Genomic DNA, 21,215 nt, shown 5'->3' on the forward strand with positions numbered 1-21,215 from the left:
TCAGCGCGCGCCGTCGCGCGCCGCGCCGACGTTCATCGAGGAGCTGTTCGAGACGGGGAGGAGGAGGAGGAGGAGGAAGGCCCGGGACGGCGTCGCCCCGCGAGCGGCTCGCTCAGGGCTTCTTCTCGGGCGCCTTGGCGGCGGCCGTCTTCGCGGACTCCCCGCGCGCGCGGCGGTACACCCAGGCGGCGAGGAGCTTCCGGTCGTTCGCGGAGATCTTGTCCTCGAACGCCGGCATGTGGCCCTCGAGGTCCTTCGACATGGCCGCCGGCGGGTAGGCCTTGCCGCTGCCGGGGTTCGTGATCTGCGCCTCGATCCACGCGACCGAGGCCCAGCCGCGGAGCTCGGGCGCGGCCGACTCGTCGTCGTCGGTCTTGCCGTCGAGCCGGTGGCAGCTCGTACACCGCTGCCGGACCAGCTTCTCGCCCTGCGTCCCGGTGGCGGGCTCCCCGCGCGCCTGCGCCTCCAGGAACGCGGCGATCGTCTCCTGGTCGGCCTCGCTCATCGGCGTGAACACCTTCGCCGCCTCGGGGTCCGCGGGCGGCTTCGAGACCGACGGCATCATCTCCTTGAACGCCGTCTTGCCGAAGAGGTGGTCGGCGTCCGGGTCCCTCAGCACCTCGAGCGCCCAGGCCTTCGTCCCGAACCCGGTGAGGTCCGGCGCCGTCTGCTTCTCCTTGGGCGGCCCGAGATCGTTCAGCCGGTGGCAGCTCGCGCACTCTTTCTTGTAGAGGTCCTCGCCGCGCGTCTCCGGATCGTTCCGGAGCATCGCGAGCGCGCCCTCGGGCGGGACGCCCTGCTTGAACAGCGCCATCGCGCGCGCGGTCCGCTCGGCGCTCTGCGCCTGCGAGCGCTGGTAGCCCTCGTCCTTCGCGTCGGTCGCGATCGACTTGGCCAGGAGGCCGACGGCCCCGAGGCCGATCAGGAACAGCGGCGCGAGCGCCGGCAGGCGGGCGCGGAGCGGGCCGGGCTTCCGGTCGATGAACGGGAGCAGCGCGAGGTACAGCCCGATCACCCCCGGCACGCCGACGGTCGCGATGAGCTCCAGCTTGCCGGGGAAGAACTTGCGCAGCTCGAAGAGCGGGCGGAAGTACCACGCCGGGCGCGCGTTGTAGTCGCTGACCGGGTCCGCGGGCGCCTCCAGCGGGGCGCCGTGCTCGATGGCCGCGAGATCGAAGATGACGACCAGCACGAGCGCCGCGGCCAGCAGGATCATGCCGAGCTGCTTCGGGTAGAACCGGTCCGCCTTCCGGAGATCGGCGCCGTACGGCGCGCCGAAGCCGTGCTTGCGGAACAGCGCGAAGCTCGCGGCGAGCAGCAAGGCCATGACCGCGGGCAGCACGAAGACGTGCAGGCTGTAGAGCCGCGTCACGGTCAGGTGGCCGAGCGACGCCCCGCCGACGACGAGCTCCTGCGTGAACGGCCCGACGACGGGGACCGCGCCCATGATGCCCGTCTCGACGCGCGCCCCCCAGTAGCCGTCCTGGTCCCACGGGAGCGGGTTGCCCGAGAAGGCGAACCCGAGGATCACCCCGAGCAGGCCGAGCTTCAGGAACCAGTTGACCTCGCGCGGCGCGCGGTACGCCCCCTGGATCACGATCTGCCCCACGTGGATCGCGATCAGGATGATCAGCGCCTGTGCCCCGAAGTAGTGGAGGCCGCGGATGAGCCAGCCGGCGCGCAGGGTGAAGTTGATGTGCGCGACGCTCGCCCACGCCGTTGTCGCGCTCGGCGCGTACGCCGACATGAGCAGCGCGCCCGTGACGACCTCGACCAGCAGCAGCAGCGCGAGCGCGCCTCCCCAGACGTAGCCGATGCGCGCGCCGCCGGGGATCGGCTCGTCGAGCAGGCGGCGGATCGGCTCGCGGTGCCCGATGCGTTCGTTCAGCCAGTCGCCGAGGCTCACCCTGCGATCTCCTGGAGCTCGGCGGTCCCGTCACGGTAGCGCCGGAAGTCGACCTCGACCCAGCCGTCCACGACCCGCGTGGCGAGCGGATCCATGGCCCGCGGGGACGGACCGGTCTCCGGCGCGCCCGACAGGGCGAAGCGCGACGCATGGCACGGGCAGTTGAAGCTCTTCTTGTCGTCGTTGAGCTCGATGCCGCAGCCGAGGTGCGGGCACGTTGCGCTCATCGCGCGGATCTTCTCGCCCTCGCGGATGACCCAGATCGCGCCGAGCATCTGATCCTTCGCGACCGTGAAGGCGTCGCGCTCCTCGCCGACCACCTTGAGGCGGCGCGGCTCGTCCGGCGGCAGGTCCGCGAGGCGCCCGACCCGGACCCAGCGCTCGCGCCCGCTTGCGGAGCCCGCGTTGCCGGCGGCGGAGCCGCTGAGGAAGCTCGCGGCAGGGGCGGCGAGCGCGCCCGCGTACGCCAGGCCGCCGATCGCCACGAGCGCCTTCAGGGCGCCGCGCCGCTCCTCGGGGGGCGGGGCTCCGATCGGCGCGCCGGCGCTCGCGGGCACCCCGGGCGCCCCAGGCTCGTGCGGCAATCCATATCCGAGGTACCCACCGGCACCAGGTTCCTTTTGCGTCGGCTCTGCCATCTCGTAGGCTCTCCCTCGCTCGCGCCGCTCTCCGAGCGCCCACTCAGACTCGGAGTGGGCCCTCGACGGACGGAGCGGACGGCAGCATATCGAAAACACAGGCGTAACGTTGAATCCTCGCCATCGCGCACACCGGGGCGATCGCACCGCCGCCGGCACAACCGAAAGTTACCTTTCAGGTGTCCAGGCCCCGCTCGCGCGATCCGTCGCCGGGGCGCTCGTCGTCTCCGCCGCGCTCGGGGCGTCCGCCTGCGCCGCGCGGCAGCCGCCGGCGTGCACGCGCCCGGACCTCAGCGGGTGCGCCATCGAGGACGTCTCCTTCGAGGGCGGCGAGGTGATCAGCGGCGATGAGCTCGCCGAGCGCATCGCGACGGCCGAGAGCTCGCACCTGCTCGGCGGCGCCTTCGAGCGCGTGCCGATCCTGAGCATCTGGGACGCGCTCACGGTCGAGTACGAGCGGTTCGACCGGTTCGTCCTCGAGCGGGACATGGCCCGCATCGAGCGGTACCTGCGGGCGCGCGGGTTCTACAACGCGCGGGCGCGCGCGGCGCGGGTGCAGCGCACGGGCGGCCCCGGCAAGGAGGGGCGCGTCCAGGTGCGCATCGTCGTCTCCGAGGGAGATCCGGTGAAGGTCGCTTCCGTGGATCTCCAGTGGCGGGACTGGACGCTGGAGAAGGGGAGGGACATCGCCCGGCCGGTGACCGAGGCGAAGAACCAGCTCAAGATCGGCGAGCGCCTGGACGAGGACCAGTACGAGGAGCTCAAGAAGTCGCTGCTCCGGGTCCTCACCGATCGCGGCTTCGCCTACGCGACCGTCGAGGGGCACGTCGACGTGGACCTCCTGAAGAACGAGGCGCGGGTCCGCTACACGATCGAGCTCGGCCCCGAGTGCACGTTCGGCAAGGTGAACCTGCAGGGGCTCGGCGAGCTCCCGGAGGCGCCCGTCCGGACGGCGATCGGCATCGAGGAGGGCGAGCGGTTCTCGACCGCGGTGCTCGCGGACGCCGAGCAGGCGCTCGCCGATTTCGGCGTGTTCGGCGCCGTCGCGGTGAAGCCCGAGCTCGCGCCGCCCGGTCAGCCGAGGAGCCCGGTCGTCCCCGTGACCTTCTCCGTGGAGCCGGCCGCGCTGCGCGCCGTGCGGCTCGGCGGCGGCGCCGAGGTCGGCTCGCGCGTCGAGGCGCACCTCGTCGCCGGGTGGGAGGACCGCAACTTCCTCGGCGGCCTGCGCCGCTTCAACATCGAGGCCCGGCCGGGGCTGGTCTTTTATCCGGTGGAGTTCTCGACGCTGCTCGGCAACGACCTGAAGGACGACTTCCGCCTCCTGCCGGAGATCCAGCTCCGGTCCGAGCTCCGCCAGCCGGGGGCGTTCGAGCGCCGCACGGCCGCGGTGCTGCGCGGCTCGTTCAAGCTCTACTGCCCGCAGACCGGCGAGTTCTGCACCAAGCCGGACCCGCCCGAAGAGAAAGAGGGGGAGTCAGGAAATGCTGCAGATACCCCTAAGGAAGAGTCGGAGCACTCGATCGTTGGGTACCGCGAGTACGTCGGATCCATCGGCCTGGAGCGGCCTTTTCTGAAGTCTGACCTGAACGCTTCCCTGCTCTACAACGTTCAGCTCAACAGTCCGTTCACCTACAACGCGGCGCCGCTGCCGGTGGGCTTCGGGACCATCTTCATCCCCTACCTCCAGGCGACCGTGTCCTACGATCGCCGCCTGAACCGGGCGGGGAAGCCCGACAGGCTCACCCCTCACCACGGCTATTACGTCGCGCTCGACGCTCAGCTCGCCGGCTACCTCGCGGCGGACACGGCGCTGGCCAAGACCCTCGTCGGCCCGACGGCCGTCAACGCGAAGCGATTCCACGACGCCCGCGATATCCGCCTGCAGCCCGAGTTTCGCGCCTACCTCCCGGTATCGAGGAGATGGACCCTCGGCTTCCGCATGATGACCGGGTGGTTGTTCCCGACCAACCCGGACCTCCAGTACGGCGAGGCGTCCTTCGACCCGACCCGGTGTCACACAAGCGCCAGCAGCGAGGAGAGGGCGCGGTGCGGCGCCGACCTTCAGCTCATGCAGTTCCGCGGGTTCTTCAGCGGCGGCGCCACGAGCAACCGTGGATACGGGTTCAACGAGGTCGGCCCGCACGCGCGCGTGCCGTCTCCCACGGCGACGGAGGACACGGACATCGAGGAAGCCCCGCTCGTCCCGATCGGCGGCCGGCTGCTCTGGGAGGCGAGCCTCGAGCTCCGCATCCCGCTCGGGGAGAGCTTCGGCACCGTGATCTTCGCCGACGCGGGCGACGTCACCCGCGAGCTCAGCCTGTTCCGCTCCGGGGCGCAGCGGCCCCACCTCTCGGCGGGCGTCGGGCTGCGCTACACCACGCCGGTCGGCCCGCTGCGCTTCGACATCGGCTACCGCGTCCCGTGCCTGCAGGTGTTCGGCAAGTGCACGCCCGGGGAGGAAGGCTGGCCCGAGGACGAGCGGGTCCCGGAGGCGCTGTTCGACGTGCTGCCCATCGCCGTGAACCTGGCGATCGGCGAGGCGTTCTGACGTGACGCTGACGTGATGATGGGGTGCTGAGGTGGACCACAAGCCGCCGGGCGGCGGCGCGGCCCGCGCCTCTCGGCGGGCCGCGGGAGCGGGCTCAGCCCTCTTCTTCCTCGACGTTCCAGGCGGACAGCGCGGTCATCCCGATGGCGACCGCGCAGCCGCCGCACAGGGCGGGCTCCTCGAACCGGAGCTCCTCACCGCGCGACCACATGTACAGGCCGCGCCCGGCCGGCTCCCCCTCGATCGCCGTGTCGCACACGTCGCAGCGGAGCTCCGTTGCGCCTGAGGCTGCCTGGCGCGCGCGCAGCGCGTTGTCGGCGACGGCGTCGACCGAGATGCAGATCGGATGAGTCAATGTCCCCGTGAGCCGGAAATCCGCATTCGCGGTCCCCTCCGGCGTAGGGCGGGGATCCAGGTTCGCAGTCCCCTTCAAAGCGCCTTCAATCACATCCACCTCCGGCGGCACGGCCGAATCTAGCTCAGGCCGAGACGGGACGCACGAGAAGGCTGCTCCTGATCTCCGTCAGGCTTGCTCCAGGGCGTAAATGTGGGGAAGCACGCGGGATTGTGCGCCATGGACCTCATGGCGCCGCGATCCCGCGTGCGCTGGCAACGGAATTTTTGAAGGGATCTAGGCGCCGGCGGACGCGGCCGTTTCAGCGGCCTCTTGCGAGGCGGCCGCGCGGCTGCCGGCCGGGCGATCGAGGGCGCAGCTCTCTTCGAGCAGCTCGACGACGTCGAGCTGGCGGATCGAGTCCTCCTTGGACTGATCCTTGAGGCCGTCGGTGATCATCGTCTGGCAGAACGGGCAGGCGGTCGCGATCGTCTTCGCCTCGGTCTGGAGGAGCTGCAGGGTCCGCTTGACGTTCACGCGGTCCTTGTTCTGCTCCTCCATCCACATCTGCGCGCCGCCGGCGCCACAGCAGAGCCCCTTCTGCCGGTTCCACCCCTCGGCCTCGACGAGCTGCACGCCGGGGATGCTCTTCAGGATGTCGCGCGGCTGCTCGTACACGTCGTTGTAGCGGCCGAGGTAGCAGGAGTCGTGGAAGACGACCTTGCCCTGGACCGGCTTCTTCGGGACGAGCTTCTTCTCGGCGACGAGGCCGAGCAGGAAGTCGGTGTGGTGCACGACCTCGAACTTCGCGCCGAAGTCGGGGTACTCGTTGGCGAGCGTGTTGAAGCAGTGGGGGCAGGTCGTGACGATCTTCCGGATGCCGCCCTGCTCCTTGTAGCCGTTCAGGGTCGCGGCGTTCTGCTCGGCGAGCATCGCGAAGAGGTACTCGTTGCCCGCGCGGCGCGCCGGATCGCCGGTGCACGTCTCCTCCTGGCCGAGGATCGCGAAGTCGACGCCGGCGGCCTTCAGGAGCCTGGCGGTCGCGCGCGCGATCTTCTTCGCGCGGTCGTCGTAGCTCGCCGCGCAGCCGACCCAGTAGAGCACGGGCGCCTGCGGCTTCTCGGCCATGGTGGGGATCTCGAGCCCCTCGGCCCAGTTGCCGCGGTCGATGCGCGCGAGGTTCCAGGGGTTGCCGTTGACCTCCATCGCGTTGAACGGGTTCCCGAGCTCGGCGGGGAACTCGCCCTTCACGAGGACCAGGTGGCGGCGCATGGAGACGATCTTGTCGACGTAGCTGATCATCACCGGGCACTGCTCCTCGCAGGCGCGGCACGTCGTGCACGCCCAGAGCACGTCCGGATGGACGACGTTCGCCACGAGGTCGACGGGCTTGTACGCGGCCTCGGGGGTCGGGACCGGGTTCTCCGGCGACGCCTGCTCCGCGTGCTCGGCGCGCTCCTGCGCGTCGGCCGCCTCGGCGCCCTCGCCGTCCGTCGCTCCCGCCCCGTCGCCGGCGTGCCCGTTCGCCTGGGCCGCGTGGCCTTCGGCGAGCCCCCTCGGGCCGCCTGGCCTGTTGATGAACTCGCTCTCGCGGCCGTACAGGTGGTCGCGCAGGTCGAGCGTGAGCTGCTTGGGGCTCAGGATCTTGCCCGTCTTGTGGGCCGGGCAGTTGTCGCTGCAGCGGCCGCACTCGGTGCACGTGTAGAAGTCGAGGATCGCCTTCCAGGTGAAGTCCTCGACGCGGCCCACGCCGACCGGGGCGGCCTTCTCGGGCTCCTCGGCGGCCTTCATGACCATCTCGCCGATCGCCTCGGCGCTCCCCGCGACGAGCGGCAGCCGGCCGCGCGGGTCGAGGTTGCGCGCGAAGACGTTCGGGATCGACGTGATGATGTGGAAGTGCTTCGAGTGCGGCAGCAGGTTCAGGAACACGAGCACCAGCGTGACGTGCGTCCAGAAGCCGATGTGCGCGAGGACGACGAGCGTCCCCGGGCTGGCGCCGCTCACGAGGACGCCGAACAGCGACCCCGCCGGGGCGGGGAACAGGTGCCAGCGGAGCGCCGCCGGGTCCGCGGGGACGCCCGCGAACGGGGCGGTCACCGTGGCGATGCGCTCGCAGAGCGCCGCGTCGCCGGGGCCGCACGTCATCGTCGACCACCGGTGGTGCAGCGCCAGCGAGGCGCCGTCATAGAGCATGTCGCTCACCATCATCGTGACGATGATGCCGAGGATGAGGAGCCCCTCGCCGGACAGGGTCATGCGCCGCTCGCGCTTGATCGCCCGGTAGTAGATGAACACGAGCGCGCCGGCGACGACCAGCGTCGCCATGACGTCCTTCACGAACTCGTAGATGCCGCCGAGCGGCACCGCGCCGATGCCCGGCAGCCGCACGGGCTCGTGCCCCAGGATCCAGAGGTCGAACGCCGGGTCGAAGCCGCGGCCCCAGAGGATCAGCGTCCGGAGCAGGAGAACGAGGAATCCGAAGAAGATGAGCTTATGCGCCAGCCCGGCGAGCGGGTAGTAACCCATCTTCCGCTGGCGGAACGCGTACTCCCAGGTGCCTTTGAGGCGCTCGGCGATCCGATCGAGCCGGTTGTCCCCGCGCCCGACCTTGAGGAGCTGCCAACGCCGGTTGGCGCTCCACGCAAAGGCGGCGAAGAGGCCGACGAGCAATGTGAGCATCCACGTGGGATTCATTCGCGGGACATCTCCGGGTGCAAAATGGCCATGTCTTTTAAGGTGGGGGAGCGGCGGACGTCAACCGCGCGGCCGCCACGAAACGCGCGCGGAGAGCGCGCGCCCGGGTCCTGTCTCGCGCGGTCGCCGTCGGTTGTCGCAGGGTTCCTGCGAGGGCGGATAGGCGGCTGCGCGAGGGGCGCGTGGTCGCGTTGTGACCGCGGGAGGCGCGCCTCGCCAGAGGCTCAGAGCGTGAACTCGACGCTCTTCTCCTCGGTCGCGGCGGAGGGCGACAGGTCGAGCGCCATGCTGTACGAGCGCTGGCCGATCCGCGCGCTCAGGCGGACGCGGATGGGGGCGGTCGCGTCGTTCAGCTTGTCGAGCCGCACGACGACGCGGTAGCGGCCGCGGGCCGGCTCGCCCTCGGTGAGGAACACGTTCTCCACGTTCTGCTCCTGGCACTCGCCGCTCACGCGCGGGCAGTCGCGGTCCTTCATGAGGCCGCTCGCCGTCGGCTCCCCGACGCGGGCGAGCTCTCCCGTCGGGTCATAGACGTTGAGATCGACGTCGGCCTCGGGCTCCTCCCAGGCGATCGTGAACTGGAGGATCCCGGTGTGGAGCCCGCACCCCTCGTCGATCACGCCGTTGCAGTTGTTGTCGTGCGCGTCGAAGCAGAGCTCGACCCCCGTCGGCGTGCAGGCGACCTCGAGCCCGACGCCCTCCGAGACCTTGAGCTCCTTCGGCTCGAGGGGCGGCCTGGGCGGGGGCAGCGGCACCTCGATGCAGCCCGCGAGCAGCAGGGCAAACGGGGCCGCCGCGCGCGGGAGGAGGGCGAGCGCCGCGCGCAGGCCGCCGAGCGCCGCGCGGGCCGCGGCGAGGCGCGCGCGGAGGCCGCGGGGGGCAGGCGGGGGCGGGGCGGCGCCGCGGGCGCGGCGATCGCGCCGCGGAGGACCGGGGCTTCGCATGGGGAGCTGCATGCTACCCACCTTCGGGCTCCTGGGGGGCGCCGGCGCTGCGCTCTCCGGCCGCGGGCATCGCCGGCGGCCGGCGCGGCTTGGGGCCGCGCGGGTGCGTGGGCGGAGGGGGCGGCCCCCCGAGCGGCGAGGGCAGGTGCATGCCCCGCGCGGCCAGGATCTCCGCGGCGTGGGGCACGGTGAGCACCAGCGCGCGGGCGTAGAGCTTGATCCTGTAGGGCTCGGGCAGGTCGCCGGGGCGGCCGTTCGTCGCGTGCTCGAGCAGGATCGCCGCGGTGACGCTCACGTTGAGGCTCTCCGCGAAGCCGCGCATCGGGACGCGCACGGCGTGGGCGCAGGCGGCGGCGAGGTCGGGGCGGATGCCGTCGCGCTCGTTGCCGAGCACCAGCGCGAGGCGCGGGATGCTCGAGAGATCGCGCGGGGTCAGATCGCCGTCCGGGTGGGTCGCCACGAGCTCGTGCCCGGAGGCGATGAGGGCGGCCACCGCGGCCTCGGCGCTCGGGTGCGTGTGCACGTCGACCCAGCGCTCGGAGCCGCGCGAGACGGTGTTCGAGACCAGGAACTGCTCGGCCCGCTCGATGATGTGCAGCCGCTGCAGGCCGAACGCGTCGCACGAGCGGAGCACGGCGGCCCCGTTGTGCGGATCGTGCGGCGCGTCCATGGCCACGGTGACCGCGTCGAGCCGCGCCGCGATGACCCCGCGCAGCCGCGCGCTGCGCTCGCTGGTGACGAACTCCTCGAGGATGCGGGCGACGGCGGCGACGTCGAGGACATCGAGCGCGGCGAGCAGCCTTCGCTGCTCCTGCGCGACGAACGAGCAGTTGGGGGTCGAGCGGCGCATGAGGGGTCGGGGCGCCTCTATAGCGCGGAGCGCCCCCGGAGGCTGCGGCGCCGCGCGCGGGGCGGCGCGGGCCGGGGGGAGCGCCCTCGGCTGCCGCCGCGATCCCGCCTGCGTCGCTGGCCTCGGCCGCCGCGCCCCGCTGGACCGGCGGCGACGCGGGAGAGGTCCGGGGATCAGGGGTCGATCGCGATCGCGACCTGCTCGGCCTCGTCGTACTCGACCACGGTGCAGTCGCCGGGAGATCCGTCTTCCCAGACCAGGCAGACGAAGTCGGTCTCTGCGTCGAGCGCGATCATCGGGTGGTGCCACACGCCGGGGCGATACGTGATGCCCTGGGCGCCGTGGGCGATGAAGGCGGCGAGCGTGCCGAGGTCGGGCCGGTCGCCGCCCAGGGCGACCACGACGAGGTAGCGGCGCGCGGTCATCGGCACGAACGCCTGCGTCGAGCCAGGGTGCTTCTCGAGCAGGGCGATCGGGAGCGGGAACGTCGTCCGCGGGGCGCAACGGAACACGGAGACGTTCAGCGCGGCGCGCCCGGGACGGAGGTCCTCGATCCCGGCGAGGTGGTCGAAGCGGAGGGCGGTCCCCTGGTTGGCCGGCCTGCCTGGCTGTCCGTGCGGTGAGGCCATGAGGACATCGCCGTAGGGCGCATACGCTGCGGGGCTGAGCGGGTGAGCGGCGATGCGTGCGCGGTGGTTCATCGGGCCGTCGACTGTGGCGGTGCGCCACGCCTGTGGCCCCCGCGCAGGGGGAGGCCAGAGCGCGAGCGCGGCGCGACAGGCTACCACGCCGCCGGCGGCCGACGCCGAACAGGCCCGCCGCCGGCACGAGGCCGCGGTCTTGCATGGCGACAATCCACGCCTTACCCGGGCGGTAAAGAAAGCGACCGTGGAGTCAGTCATGCGGATTGTTCACCCTTTGACGTTTCGGAAGCGCCTGGCGGTGGTCCCCGTTTTCCTGGCGGTGCTCGCCCTCATCACGTCGTTGATGGGCTGCCAGCGCTACGATGTGCTCGTCGAGAAGGACCAGATCGCGGCCCAGAAATGGTCGGATCTCGAGGCGAACCTCCAGCGGCGCTACGACCTCGTCCCGAACCTGGTGGCGGTCGTGAAGGCGTCGGCCAAGCACGAGGAGCAGACGCTGGCGAGCGTCGCCGAGGCGCGCGCCCGCGCCACCAGCATCCAGCTCAACGCGGAGGACCTGACCGATCCCGAGAAGGTGCAGGCTTTCCAGAAGGCGCAGGAGCAGCTCAGCGGCTCGCTGTCACGGCTCCTCGTCGTGCAGGAGCAATATCCGGATCTCAAGGCGAGCCAGGGCTTCCATAACCTCCAGGTCCAGCTCGAGGGCATCGAGAACCGGATCCTCCGGGCGCGCGAGGAGTACAACCAGGCGGCGCGCGAGTACAACGCGGAGCTCCTCAAGATCCGTGGCCAGGTGGTGAACAAGGCCACGGGCCAGCCGTTCAAGCCGCGCGTGTACTTCACCGCCTCTCCCGAGGTCCAGACGGCGCCCAAGGTCTCGTTCGATTGAGGGAGGTCGCGATGCGTCCGGTTGTCTCGAGCGGAGCGCGGCTGCGGGCCGTGGTCAGGGCCGTTGCGGCCGCAGTAGCGCTGGTCTGCGCGCTCGTCGCCCGGCCCGCCGTGGCCGACTTCAAGCCGCCGGCGCTCACCGGGCACGTCGTCGACACGGCGGGGCGGCTCGACCCGGCCGACGTCCGCACCCTCGACGCGAAGCTCGACCGCATCCGCCGCCAGACCGGGTTCGAGATCGTCGCCTTCGTGGCCGGATCGCTCGAAGGGGAGACGATCGAGGACGTCGCCTACGAGGCGTTCAACGCGTGGCAGCTCGGCCAGCGGGGGGCCGACAACGGCGTCCTCCTCGTGATCGCCCCGTCCGAGCGGCGCGTCCGGATCGAGACGGGCAAGGGCGTGGGCGGAGCGCTCACGGATCTCCAGTCGAACGACATCATCCGGCAGACGATCAGCCCGCTGCTCCAGCAGGATCGATTCCGCGACGCCATCGACCAGGGGACGACCGAGATCGCCCGGGCGCTCGTCGCCGGGACGCCCGAGGAGGAGCGGCGACCGGCCCCTGGCACGCGGCCGGCGCCCACCCCGGCCTCGCCGATCAAGGTCGGCGTCACGGTCATCGCCGTGGTGGCCGGGCTCCTTCTCGCGCTCATCTCGCCCGCCTTCCGCTGGTTCCTCTGGTTCGCCTTGCAGGCGATCCTCTTCCGGGGCGGCGGCCGCGGCGGCGGTGGATCCGGGTTCGGTGGCGGCGGTGGATCCGGGTTCGGCGGCGGCGGCGGTGGTCGCTCCGGCGGCGGCGGGTCGAGCGGCAGCTACTGAGCTGCCACGAGCTCGGTACACTTCACGACGTACGGAACGGATCGGCTGCCCGGCCGTGGTCGACGCCGGCTCCCGCCCAACGAACCTGGCGCCCGATCGATCCTCTCTCGGCTGCTGCCGTCTCTGGAACTCGGCGCGTGACGTGTCAGGGGAATACCGGACAGCCGGTGCGATTCGAGGTAGGGAGTTGTCCTCCTGCTCGCGGGCGCGGGCCGCGCGGCGGCATCCAGCCCGGCGCGAACCGGCGGGCGGGCGCGACGCGAGGCCGCGAGCGACGCGCGCGCGGAACGGAGGCGGAGCCGAGGTCGTGCTCACGCGATCTTCAACGGCGCCTTCACCAGGCAAAGCTACGATCGCTGCATGGCTGTTGCTCTCCGCCCTGTCTTCGTCGTCGACGCTGTCCGGACCCCGATCGCCCGTTACGCCGGCGCCCTGGCGATGGTCCGCCCCGACGACCTCGCGGCGCTCGTCCTCGACGCGCTCGTGCGCCGCCACCCCTCGCTCGCGCCGCGCCTCGACCAGGTCGTCTTCGGCGCGACGAACCAGGCCGGAGAGGACAACCGCAACGTCGCGCGGATGGCCGCGCTGCTCGCCGGGCTCCCGTACGAGGTCCCGGGCGTGACGGTGAACCGCCTCTGCGGCTCGGGGCTCGAGGCGGTGGCCGACGCCGCGCGCATGATCGCCACCGGCGAGGCCGACTGCGCGATCGCCGGCGGCGTCGAGAGCATGACGCGCGCGCCGTTCTCGATGCCGAAGCAGGCCGAGCGGTTCGACCGGAGCGCGCCGACCGTCTACGACACGACCCTCGGCTGGCGCTACCCGAACCCGAGGATGGCCGCGCGGTTCGAGCTCCAGTCGATGGGGGAGACCGCCGAGAACGTGGCCAAGAAGCACGGCATCAGCCGCGAGGAGCAGGACCGGTTCGCGCTGCTGTCCCACGAGCGCGCCACGCTCGCCTGGGAGTCGGGCGGCTTCGCCGCCGAGGTGGTCCCCGTCCCCGTCCCGCAGAAGAAGGGCGATCCCGTCCTGTTCGATCGCGACGAGTCCGTGCGCGCCGACGCCTCGCTCGAGGCGCTGGCGAAGCTCAAGCCGGCCTTCCGTGAGGGCGGATCCGTCACGGCGGGCAACTCGTCGCCGCTCAACGACGGCGCCGCCGCCCTCCTGCTCGCCTCGAGCGACGCCGTCCAGGCCGCCGGCGTGACGCCGCTCGCGCGCGTCATCGCGACAGCGACCGCGGGGGTGGATCCGAACCTGATGGGGGAGGGGCCGATCCCTGCGGTGAAGAAGCTCCTCCAGCGGACCGGGCTGCGCGTGCCCAACGTGGATCTGTTCGAGCTCAACGAGGCGTTCGCGGCGCAGGCGCTCGCGTGCTCGCGGGCGCTGGAGCTCGACCCGGCGCGCGTGAACGTGCGCGGCGGATCGATCGCGCTCGGACACCCGATCGGCTGCTCGGGCGCGCGCATCGCGTGCACGCTCGTGCATGCGATGCGCGCGCGCGGCGCCAAGGTCGGGGTCGCCTCGCTGTGCATCGGCGTGGGTCAGGGCATCGCGACGCTCTTCGAGCGCGCCTGAGGCAAATTCGCCCCTCTTCCGCGGCGCGAGATGCGCTAAGACCGCCGCACCAGAACGCAGCGAGGGGGGCCCTGCGGCTCTCCTCCTTCAGCTGACGTCGCCGCCCCGGCGGCAAGGAAGAGGAGAAGGCCCGATGCAATTCCCCGCGATCAACGTGCCCGGCACCGGCGAGCTTCACGCCCGACTGAAGACCTCGCTCGGCGACATCGTCGTCCGGCTCGAGGAGCAGCGCGCGCCCAACACCGTCAAGAACTTCGTCGGCCTCGCCACGGGCGCCATCCAGTGGACCGATCCGAAGACCGGCGAGGGCATGCAGGGCACGCCCTGTTACGACGGCGTCCGCTTTCACCGCGTCATCTCGGGCTTCATGATCCAGTGCGGCGATCCGCTCTCGCGCCACCCGGACATGGCGGCGCGCTGGGGCACCGGCGGCCCGGGCTACAAGTTCGAGGACGAGTTCAACCCCGCGCTGCGGCACGACGGCCCCGGCGTGCTCTCCATGGCGAACTCCGGAAAGAACACGAACGGCGCGCAGTGGTTCATCACCGAGGGGCCCACGCCGCACCTCGACAACCGGCACTCGGTGTTCGGCAAGGTCGTGAGCGGGCTCGACGTCGTCAACCGCATCGCCAACGTGGCGACCACGCGCGATCGGCCGAACCAGGACGTCGTCCTCGAGCGCGTCGAGATCTTCCGGCAGTAGCGCCGTCGAGCGCCGCGCGACGGCGCCCAGCGTCGCGCGACGCGGCCAGCCCCGTCGACGGATGACGGCTGGCGAGCGAAGGCGAGACGCAGGGGGAGGGCGGTAAGTGGCGAAGAAGATTCATCTTTCTTCCGGAACGCCCGCCCTCCTGCGCCCTCCCGGACAGGCCTGGAGGCGCGCCGCGCTGCGCCCGCTCAGCGGGCGCAGCAGACGGTGATCCTGTCCTCGCCTTCCTCGATCTCTCCCCTGGGCTCGCCGCCGCGCGGCCGGCAGCTGCCGGCTCCGGTCACCTCGATCGACACCGAGGCGGCGGGGGGCGGATCGTCGACGCAGACGCCGTTGAACGGCACGGTCTCGACCGGCGTCCGGCAGCCGCTCCTCTCGAAGAGCGTCAGCGTCGCTGCGCAGCTCACGCCGCTCGCGTCGCACGTGCACCGCGTGCAGCCGCGGTCGTCGATCACGGAGCTCGCGAACACGTGTCGCTCGCCGAATTCTTCAGGGCATCGCCGCTCGCCCTCGCGCCAGATGCAGGCGCCCTGCTCGAACGGCGCGTCCATCTCACGCGGGGCGCAAGCCTCGCCTGCCGCGCAGCCGCCGGCGTCGGGCCCGGGAGCGCACACGACGCCCTCGGTGCCGAAGCGCGGCGGCGGCAACGTCGCCTCGCCGCCCGACGCGGCGCACGTCGCCGAGTCCACGTCGGGCGCTTCGCCGCTGTAGCTGCCCGGCTGGAAGTCATCGCCGAGGTTGATGCAGTTCTCCGATCGCACCGGCAGCGTCACGCTCGCCCCGCCGCACCCGGCGTCCCCGTAGACCGTGACCGCCGGCGTCTCGCACTCGGCGTCCGGCGCGCCGCACGAGCACGGGCTGCAGGTCGCCGGCTCGTCGACGGGATCGCGGCCGCCCACGTCCACGCGCGTGGGGAAGTCCGCGGGGCAGTCGACGTCCGCCGCCGCGGGGCCTGCGTACAGGATGCCGGGCCCCTGCCAGCCCTCGGGGACGGCGACGCAGGTGAACCCGCTGCAGTCGTCGTCGGCGCAGTCGACCTCGCCGTCACGGTCGTCATCGTCGCCGTTCAGGCATTGCTCGCCGCCCCCTGCGCCGCTGCTCGTCGTGCCCGCGGTCGTCGTCGCCTGACCGCCGCCGGCCCCGCCGGAGCTCCCGGACGAGCCCGGGGAGGGCAAGGGGTTGAACTGATCGAAGTCCTGGGTGCAGGCGCTCGCCGCGAGGAGAGCGACGAGCGCGGTGACGCTTGGGAAGGCAGAGCGGCGCAACACGACCTCCGGGATCGGCGAGCTTCGCCTCGGAAAAGAAGCCCTGGCGACGGTATCATGAACCGCCTGCCCTCATGGCGGGCACCGCGGCCGGGGAGCCTCCGTACCTGTCGGTGGCGTCCTTGCTGCGGCGCTCCGTGCTGCGCTGCGCGCCGCGCGCTGCGTCACCCGGGCGGGGGCGCGGGCGGCTCGTCCGACCAGAGCGCCGCGAGCGTCTCGAGCTCCCGCGTGAGCTCCTCGGTCGCCTTGTGGGCGAGCCGCGCCCTCTCTGCGCCGAGCGCGTCGGTGACGGCCGCGCGCTCGTCGGGCGACAGCCCTTCGGCGTCCCTCATCTGCGCGAGCGCCTCGTCGACGTCGTGGAGCTGACCGAGGCGGCGCTGGAGCCGCGACGCGGATCTGGCCGTGCGCTCGGCGCGCTCACCGAAGAGCGGGGAGAACGTCTCGGCGGAGTAGCGCAGCCGCTTGAAGCGGATCCGGAGCGCGTGCATGGCCGCGCCGTCGCTCGGATCGGCCGCCGCGAGCGCGCGCACGTCGTCGAGGGTGTCGCCGATCGCTCGTCGCGCGAGCGCCTCGGCGCCGCGACGCTTCACCTTCTTCTTGCGCGAGATGCGCCGCTCGAGCCGCGCGAGGTGCTTCTCCAGCCGAAGCCGCTTGCCCTGCGCGGGCGCGTCGGCCTGCGCCGCGCCCGCGTCGCCCTGCGCGGGCGCGTCGGCCTGCGCCGCGCCCGCGTCGCCCGGACGGTCCCGCCGGAGCAGCTCGACGATGTGCGCACGCGCCTCGTGTTCCCGGCGCGATCGCCGCTGGACCCACGCGTCGACGGCGGCCCGCGCCTCGTCGCCCAGCTCGAGCGCGGTGAGCGTCTCGCGCAGCACCTCCTCGTCGCGCAGCGTCCCGGTCGCCCGCGCGAATTCCCGGAGCCCTCCGGCGATGGGCCGGAGACGCCGCTTGCCGTAGATGCGCCGCGCCGGCTTGAGCAGCGTCCGCAGCCGGCGGAGCGAGACCCGGAAGTCGTGCACCGCCTCGACGTCCGGCTCGGCGCCCTCGCCCTGCGCGCTGGTGGCGACGACGCGCCGCGCGTCGGCCCGCACGCGGTCGATGTAGGAGAGCAGCACCGGCCGCAGGAAGTCCGCGGCGGAGAGCTTCGCGCCGCGGGCCTCACCGCCTCCGCCGCCCTCGCCTCCGCCGCCCTCGCCTCCACCCGGCGGCGAGGCGCTCCCCCCCTGGGGCGTCACAGCCGCGTGAGCGCCACTGTCACCAGCGGGCGCCTCCCGAGCTTCGCCTCGATCGTCCGGCGCGCCGCGAGCCGCGCCGCCTCGATGATGTCGTTGTCGCGGCGCCGCGCGCGCGGCTCGCAGTCGTTCACCGCCTGCGCGACCGCGCGCGCCGCGGCCCTCAGCGCGCCCCCCTCGAGCTCGCCGGTGACGCCGCGGGCGAGGACCTGCGGCGGCGCCGCGAGGGCGCCGTGCACGTCGACGACCAGCGACACGAACGCCACCCCGGAGCGGCCGAGGTTCGCGCGCTCCCGGAGGACCTCCTCCCCGAGCTCCTCGCCGCCCGCCGTGGCCACGCGGCCGGCGACGGCCCGGCCGCTCCGCCCGAGCGCCTGCGTCGCGCCGATCTCGACGACGTGGCCGTTCTCGGCGACGAGCACCTCGGAGACGCCGCGCTCCCGGGCGAGCGCCGCGTGCCGCGTCAGATGGTGCAGCGCGCCGTGCACCGGGAGGAAGCTGCGCGGCTGGGTCATGTCGATCATGCGTGTCTGCTCCGTTCGATGCGCGTGCCCGCTCGCGTGGACGCGCCGATCCGTCGACCAGGTCACGAGCTCCACGCCCAGGCGGAGCAGCCCGGCCATCATGTCGACGACCGGACGATCGTTGCCCGGGATGACCCGGCTCGAGAGGATGACGCGATCCCCCTCCTCCAGGCGCAGGTGCGGGTGCGTCCCCGACGCGAACCGCGTCAGCGTGGAGGCCCGCTCGGCCTGGGTGCCGCTCGCGACGACGAGGAGCCGCTCCCGCGGCATGGACGACGCGACCTCGGGTGGCACGAGCAGGTCGCTCGGCCACGGCAGCCGCCCCACGGCCTGCGCGGCCCGCACGTGCGTCTGCACGCTGCGGCCGAGGAGGCAGATCTTGCGGCGGGCGCGGACCGCGGCCTGACCGAGGGCGAGCAGGCGCTGGACGTTGGAGGCGAAGACGCCGACCACGACGCGCGCCGGCGCGGTCTCGACGAGCTCGGCCAGCGCGTGGGCGACGTCGCGCTCGCTGCCCGCCTCGCCGGGCGAGTCCACGTTGGTGCTGTCGGAGAGCAGCAGCCGGACCCCGTCGTTGCCGAGCGCGCGGAAGCGGGCCTCGTCGGTCGGCTCGCCGTCGAGCGGCGACGGGTCCAGCTTGAAGTCCCCGGTGTGGACCACGAGCCCCGCGGCCGTGTGGATCGCGAGCGCGGTGGCGTCGACGATCGAGTGCGTCACCCGGAGCGGCTCCACGACGAAGCCGCCGATCGCGACCTCGCGCCCGACCTGCGTCGCCACGAGCCGCGCCTTGTCCTCGAGCCCGTGCTCGGCGAGCCGGTAACGCACGAGCTCCAGCGCGTGCGGCGGGCCCCAGACGGGGACGTCGAGGTGGCGCAGGAGGAACGGCAGTCCGCCGATGTGGTCCTCGTGACCGTGCGTCAGCACGACGCCGCGCACCCGGTCGCGGAGCGCGAGCACGTGATCGAAGCGCGGGTGGTAGACGTCGATGCCGAGGTCCGAGCTCGGGAACGTCACGCCGCAGTCGATGAGCAGCAGACCGTCTGCCTGCTCGAGCGCGAGGCAGTTCATCCCGACCTCGCCGAGGCCGCCGAGAGGCACGAGCCGCAAGGTGGACGGGGCTGGCGGGGGGAGCTGGCTCGTGGCGGGGGCGCTCTGCTCGGGATGCACGTTCCGTGGAGGGGGGTCTGCCACCCAGGTCGCCGGGGGCCTGCGGCCCGCGGCTTGCTGAGCTGGTCTGTAAGAGAGAGGGCGACGGCTTCACGACGTAGAACGAGATCCGCTCGCCGTCCCCTTCGAAACTTAGCGCGACAGTGTAGCCACAGGGTGGCCCCTTGCGTCACGCTCTCTCTTTCCAGCGCCGGCGCGAGGCCCGCGGCGCCGGCGTCACCCGGGTCGCCCGGGGCTCGCGCCGCGCGGTCCGTTCCTGCGCACCTTGTCTTCCCCGGCTCTCCCCCGCCGTGCCCTGGCCGCTGCTCGGCGGCGGGCGCGGCGCTGCCTCTCCTCTGAACGTCCCCAGGAGCCACCGGTGATCGCTGCCCTGCTCATCAATCTCCTCCGCCTGCTGCTGCTCCCGGTCAGCGCGCTCCGCTGGGCGTTTGCTGCACCACGGGGCGGGTATGTCGTCCTCGAAATCGACGGCCGCGTGGTCGATCTTCAGCCCCCGCGGGTCCGGCTCGCCCTCTGGTGGCGGCCGAGGCGGCGGGCGCCGCTCTCGGTGGAGCGCGTCCGGGAGCTGGGCAAGCACCTGATGAAGGACCCGCGCCCCGCGGGGCTGCTCCTCCGGATGCGCTCGGTCCACGCGGGGCCCGCGGTGATCGCCTCGCTGCGGGACGCGCTCCTCGAGATCCGGGCGGGGGGCAAGGACATCGTCGCCTACCTGCCGATGGGGGCCGACAACACGATGCTCCTGCTCGCCTCCGCGGCGCGGGCGGTCGTCGTCGGGCCCGAGACGCTGGTGTCGCCGCTCGGGTTCGCGGTGGAGGGGCGCTACGTGCGCCGCGCGCTGGAGCAGGTCGGCGTCGAGCCCGAGGTGTTCGCGAAGGGCATGTACAAGAACGCCGGCGAGGTGCTCGTGCGCGACGCGATGAGCGAGGCGCAGCGCGAGCAGGTCGGCGCGCTGCTCGACGCGCGCTTCGCCGATCTGATCGCGTCGCTCGCGCAGGGGCGCCGCGTCGACCGCGAGACGGCCGCGCGGTGGATCGACGAGGCCCCCTACGGCGCGGAGCAGGCGGTGGCGCGGGGCATCGTCGACGCTGTCGCGTACGAGGACGAGCTCGAGCACATGCTCGCGACGGGGCTGCTGCCCGGCACGATCTCGCCGCGCCGCGCCCAGGGCGACGCGGGCGGCGGGGCGCGCGCGGCCGCTCATCCTGCGAGGACGCGCCTCGTGTCGGCGTCGCGCTACCTCGGCGCGCGGCGCGCGCTCTCGCTGCGGCCGATGTGGCCGCGCCCGATCATCGGCGTCGTCGAGGTGCACGGCGCGATCGTCAGCCGCGCCCACTTCCGGGGCGCCTCGCTGGCGAGCGAGGAGCGGCTGGTCGCGAGCCTGCGCGCGGCGCGTCAGAACCCGCGCATCCGGGGGGTCATCCTCCACATCGACTCGCCGGGCGGCTCGGCGCTCGCGTCGGACAGGATCCACCACGAGGTCACGCGGCTCGCGGAGGTGAAGCCGGTCGTGGCGTGCATGTCGAACGTGGCGGCGAGCGGCGGGTACTACGTGGCGGCGGCGGCGCACGCGATCGTGGCGCAGCCGCAGACGATCACGGGGAGCATCGGCGTGGTCTCGGCGCGCTTCGCGCTCGGCCCGCTGCTCGAGCGCCTCGGCGTCTCGACCGACGTCGTGAAGCGCGGCGCGCGGGCCGATCTGTTCTCGCCGTCGCGCCGGCTCGACGCGGGGGAGCGGTCGGTGATGGAGCGCGAGCTCGACGCGATCTACGGGACGTTCCTCCGCGTCGTCGCGCGCGGTCGCAGGCGGCCGGTCGAGGAGATCGAGCCGCTCGCGCAGGGGCGCGTCTACAGCGGCGCAGAGGCGCAGGCGCGCGGGCTCGTCGACATGCTCGGCGGGTTCGAGCGGGCGCTCCACGAGCTGCGCCAGATGATCGGGCCGACGGCGTCGGCCATCGAGCCGACGATCGTGCGGGCGTCGCGGTACATCCCGCCGCCGCCGCTGCTGCCGGCGCCGGTGCCGACGCTGCTCGAGCTCGTCGGGCTGCGGGGGCTGGCGGCGGAGGTCGCGCTCGCGATCCACTGCGAGGGGGAGCGGGTGCTCGCGTACTGCGGGGAAGCGGCGGAGCTCGACTGACTCGAGGGGCGACGGCTGTGGGAGGGGTGGGCGCGTGGGGGATTGTTGGATAGCTTTCCGTGCGGCGGGGGATTTTACCGGGGGAAAGCTGTGAGCAATCTGTGCGCCCGTTGGGTAGCACTTGTTCAGAGCTGCTCAGAGAACGCTACGAAACGTGGGTCGGACGGACGGGACCCCATATGTGGGCCCTGTTCGGCCCGGGATCCCAAGATGTAGCGGTTCTCCTTGACGCACGAACCCTTCGCGGGTTTGACTAGCAGGCGGTCAGGCGCTCCCGAATGTCGGCGCACGCCTTTCAGGCATGGCACCTGAAACTATGCTCACTGCTCGGGAAACGGAACGTTTGAGCAGGT

The 21,215-nt window shown here is 72.6% G+C and carries 16 protein-coding genes; 6 read left to right on the top strand and 10 right to left on the bottom strand.

Going from position 1 to position 21,215, the window contains the following annotated elements:
* Nucleotides 1-112 precede the first annotated feature (112 nt).
* Both WME76_RS02515 and WME76_RS02520 read right to left on the bottom strand, forming a co-directional pair.
* Nucleotides 113-1,906 carry a cytochrome b N-terminal domain-containing protein gene (locus tag WME76_RS02515; RefSeq protein WP_437958632.1) on the bottom strand — a complete coding sequence of 598 codons (1,794 nt, stop codon included), beginning with the start codon at nucleotides 1,904-1,906 and terminating at the stop codon, nucleotides 113-115.
* Complete coding sequence (locus WME76_RS02520) at nucleotides 1,903-2,490, bottom strand: ubiquinol-cytochrome c reductase iron-sulfur subunit (RefSeq protein ID WP_437958633.1); 588 nt, start codon at nucleotides 2,488-2,490, stop codon at nucleotides 1,903-1,905. The genes WME76_RS02515 and WME76_RS02520 overlap by 4 nt, the downstream gene beginning before the upstream one ends.
* 163 nt (nucleotides 2,491-2,653) lie before the next feature.
* Here WME76_RS02520 and WME76_RS02525 point away from each other — a divergent pair, with 163 nt between their 5' ends.
* Nucleotides 2,654-5,092, top strand: coding sequence for an autotransporter assembly complex protein TamA (locus WME76_RS02525; protein WP_437958634.1), 2,439 nt, complete (start codon nucleotides 2,654-2,656; stop codon nucleotides 5,090-5,092).
* Between the two features lie 94 nt (nucleotides 5,093-5,186).
* On the opposite strand, the gene WME76_RS02530 is transcribed toward WME76_RS02525, so the two are convergent.
* The 5 genes from WME76_RS02530 to WME76_RS02550 form a co-directional block, all read right to left on the bottom strand.
* The gene (locus WME76_RS02530; protein ID WP_061614858.1) at nucleotides 5,187-5,447 is read right to left on the bottom strand and encodes a hypothetical protein; all 261 of its coding nucleotides are present in this window, start codon (nucleotides 5,445-5,447) and stop codon (nucleotides 5,187-5,189) included.
* A gap of 276 nt (nucleotides 5,448-5,723) precedes the next feature.
* A complete protein-coding gene (locus tag WME76_RS02535) occupies nucleotides 5,724-8,105 on the bottom strand; it encodes a (Fe-S)-binding protein (protein ID WP_437958635.1) in 2,382 nt (793 codons plus the stop codon).
* A gap of 239 nt (nucleotides 8,106-8,344) precedes the next feature.
* A complete protein-coding gene (locus WME76_RS02540) occupies nucleotides 8,345-9,064 on the bottom strand; it encodes a hypothetical protein (RefSeq protein WP_437958636.1) in 720 nt (239 codons plus the stop codon).
* A gap of 13 nt (nucleotides 9,065-9,077) precedes the next feature.
* Complete coding sequence (locus WME76_RS02545) at nucleotides 9,078-9,914, bottom strand: TrmH family RNA methyltransferase (protein WP_437958637.1); 837 nt, start codon at nucleotides 9,912-9,914, stop codon at nucleotides 9,078-9,080.
* A 173-nt stretch (nucleotides 9,915-10,087) separates the two neighbouring features.
* Nucleotides 10,088-10,615 carry an ureidoglycolate lyase gene (locus WME76_RS02550; protein ID WP_437958638.1) on the bottom strand — a complete coding sequence of 176 codons (528 nt, stop codon included), beginning with the start codon at nucleotides 10,613-10,615 and terminating at the stop codon, nucleotides 10,088-10,090.
* Nucleotides 10,616-10,856: 241 nt separating this feature from the next.
* Here WME76_RS02550 and WME76_RS02555 point away from each other — a divergent pair, with 241 nt between their 5' ends.
* The 4 genes from WME76_RS02555 to WME76_RS02570 all read left to right on the top strand — a co-directional run bounded on the left by WME76_RS02555 (nucleotide 10,857) and on the right by WME76_RS02570 (nucleotide 14,537).
* Nucleotides 10,857-11,444: a LemA family protein gene (locus WME76_RS02555; RefSeq protein WP_437958639.1), complete on the top strand. Its 588-nt coding sequence runs from the start codon at nucleotides 10,857-10,859 to the stop codon at nucleotides 11,442-11,444.
* Nucleotides 11,445-11,455: 11 nt separating this feature from the next.
* On the top strand, nucleotides 11,456-12,262 hold the full coding sequence (locus WME76_RS02560; protein WP_437958640.1) for a TPM domain-containing protein: 807 nt from the start codon (nucleotides 11,456-11,458) through the stop codon (nucleotides 12,260-12,262).
* A gap of 360 nt (nucleotides 12,263-12,622) precedes the next feature.
* Entirely contained in the window at nucleotides 12,623-13,834 is a 1,212-nt protein-coding gene (locus WME76_RS02565) for a thiolase family protein (RefSeq protein ID WP_437958641.1), read from the top strand.
* A gap of 133 nt (nucleotides 13,835-13,967) precedes the next feature.
* Nucleotides 13,968-14,537, top strand: coding sequence for a peptidylprolyl isomerase (locus WME76_RS02570; protein WP_061620075.1), 570 nt, complete (start codon nucleotides 13,968-13,970; stop codon nucleotides 14,535-14,537).
* Nucleotides 14,538-14,731: 194 nt separating this feature from the next.
* Here the strand turns inward: WME76_RS02570 and WME76_RS02575 are convergent, their stop codons facing one another.
* From WME76_RS02575 to WME76_RS02585, 3 genes are all read right to left on the bottom strand, one after another.
* Nucleotides 14,732-15,808 (bottom strand): hypothetical protein, encoded by a 1,077-nt coding sequence (locus WME76_RS02575; RefSeq protein WP_437958642.1) that lies wholly within the window; start codon nucleotides 15,806-15,808, stop codon nucleotides 14,732-14,734.
* A gap of 164 nt (nucleotides 15,809-15,972) precedes the next feature.
* Nucleotides 15,973-17,040: a CHAD domain-containing protein gene (locus WME76_RS02580; protein WP_437958643.1), complete on the bottom strand. Its 1,068-nt coding sequence runs from the start codon at nucleotides 17,038-17,040 to the stop codon at nucleotides 15,973-15,975.
* Nucleotides 17,037-18,659, bottom strand: coding sequence for a ribonuclease J (locus tag WME76_RS02585; protein WP_437962067.1), 1,623 nt, complete (start codon nucleotides 18,657-18,659; stop codon nucleotides 17,037-17,039). The genes WME76_RS02580 and WME76_RS02585 overlap by 4 nt, the downstream gene beginning before the upstream one ends.
* Before the next feature lie 427 nt (nucleotides 18,660-19,086).
* Here WME76_RS02585 and sppA point away from each other — a divergent pair, with 427 nt between their 5' ends.
* Nucleotides 19,087-20,862 carry a signal peptide peptidase SppA gene (sppA, locus tag WME76_RS02590; RefSeq protein ID WP_437958644.1) on the top strand — a complete coding sequence of 592 codons (1,776 nt, stop codon included), beginning with the start codon at nucleotides 19,087-19,089 and terminating at the stop codon, nucleotides 20,860-20,862.
* Nucleotides 20,863-21,215 lie beyond the last annotated feature (353 nt).

Origin of the sequence: Sorangium sp. So ce119, assembly GCF_051524405.1 — a bacterium.
In the GTDB taxonomy this organism is placed as follows: domain Bacteria; phylum Myxococcota_A; class Polyangia; order Polyangiales; family Polyangiaceae; genus Sorangium; species Sorangium cellulosum_G.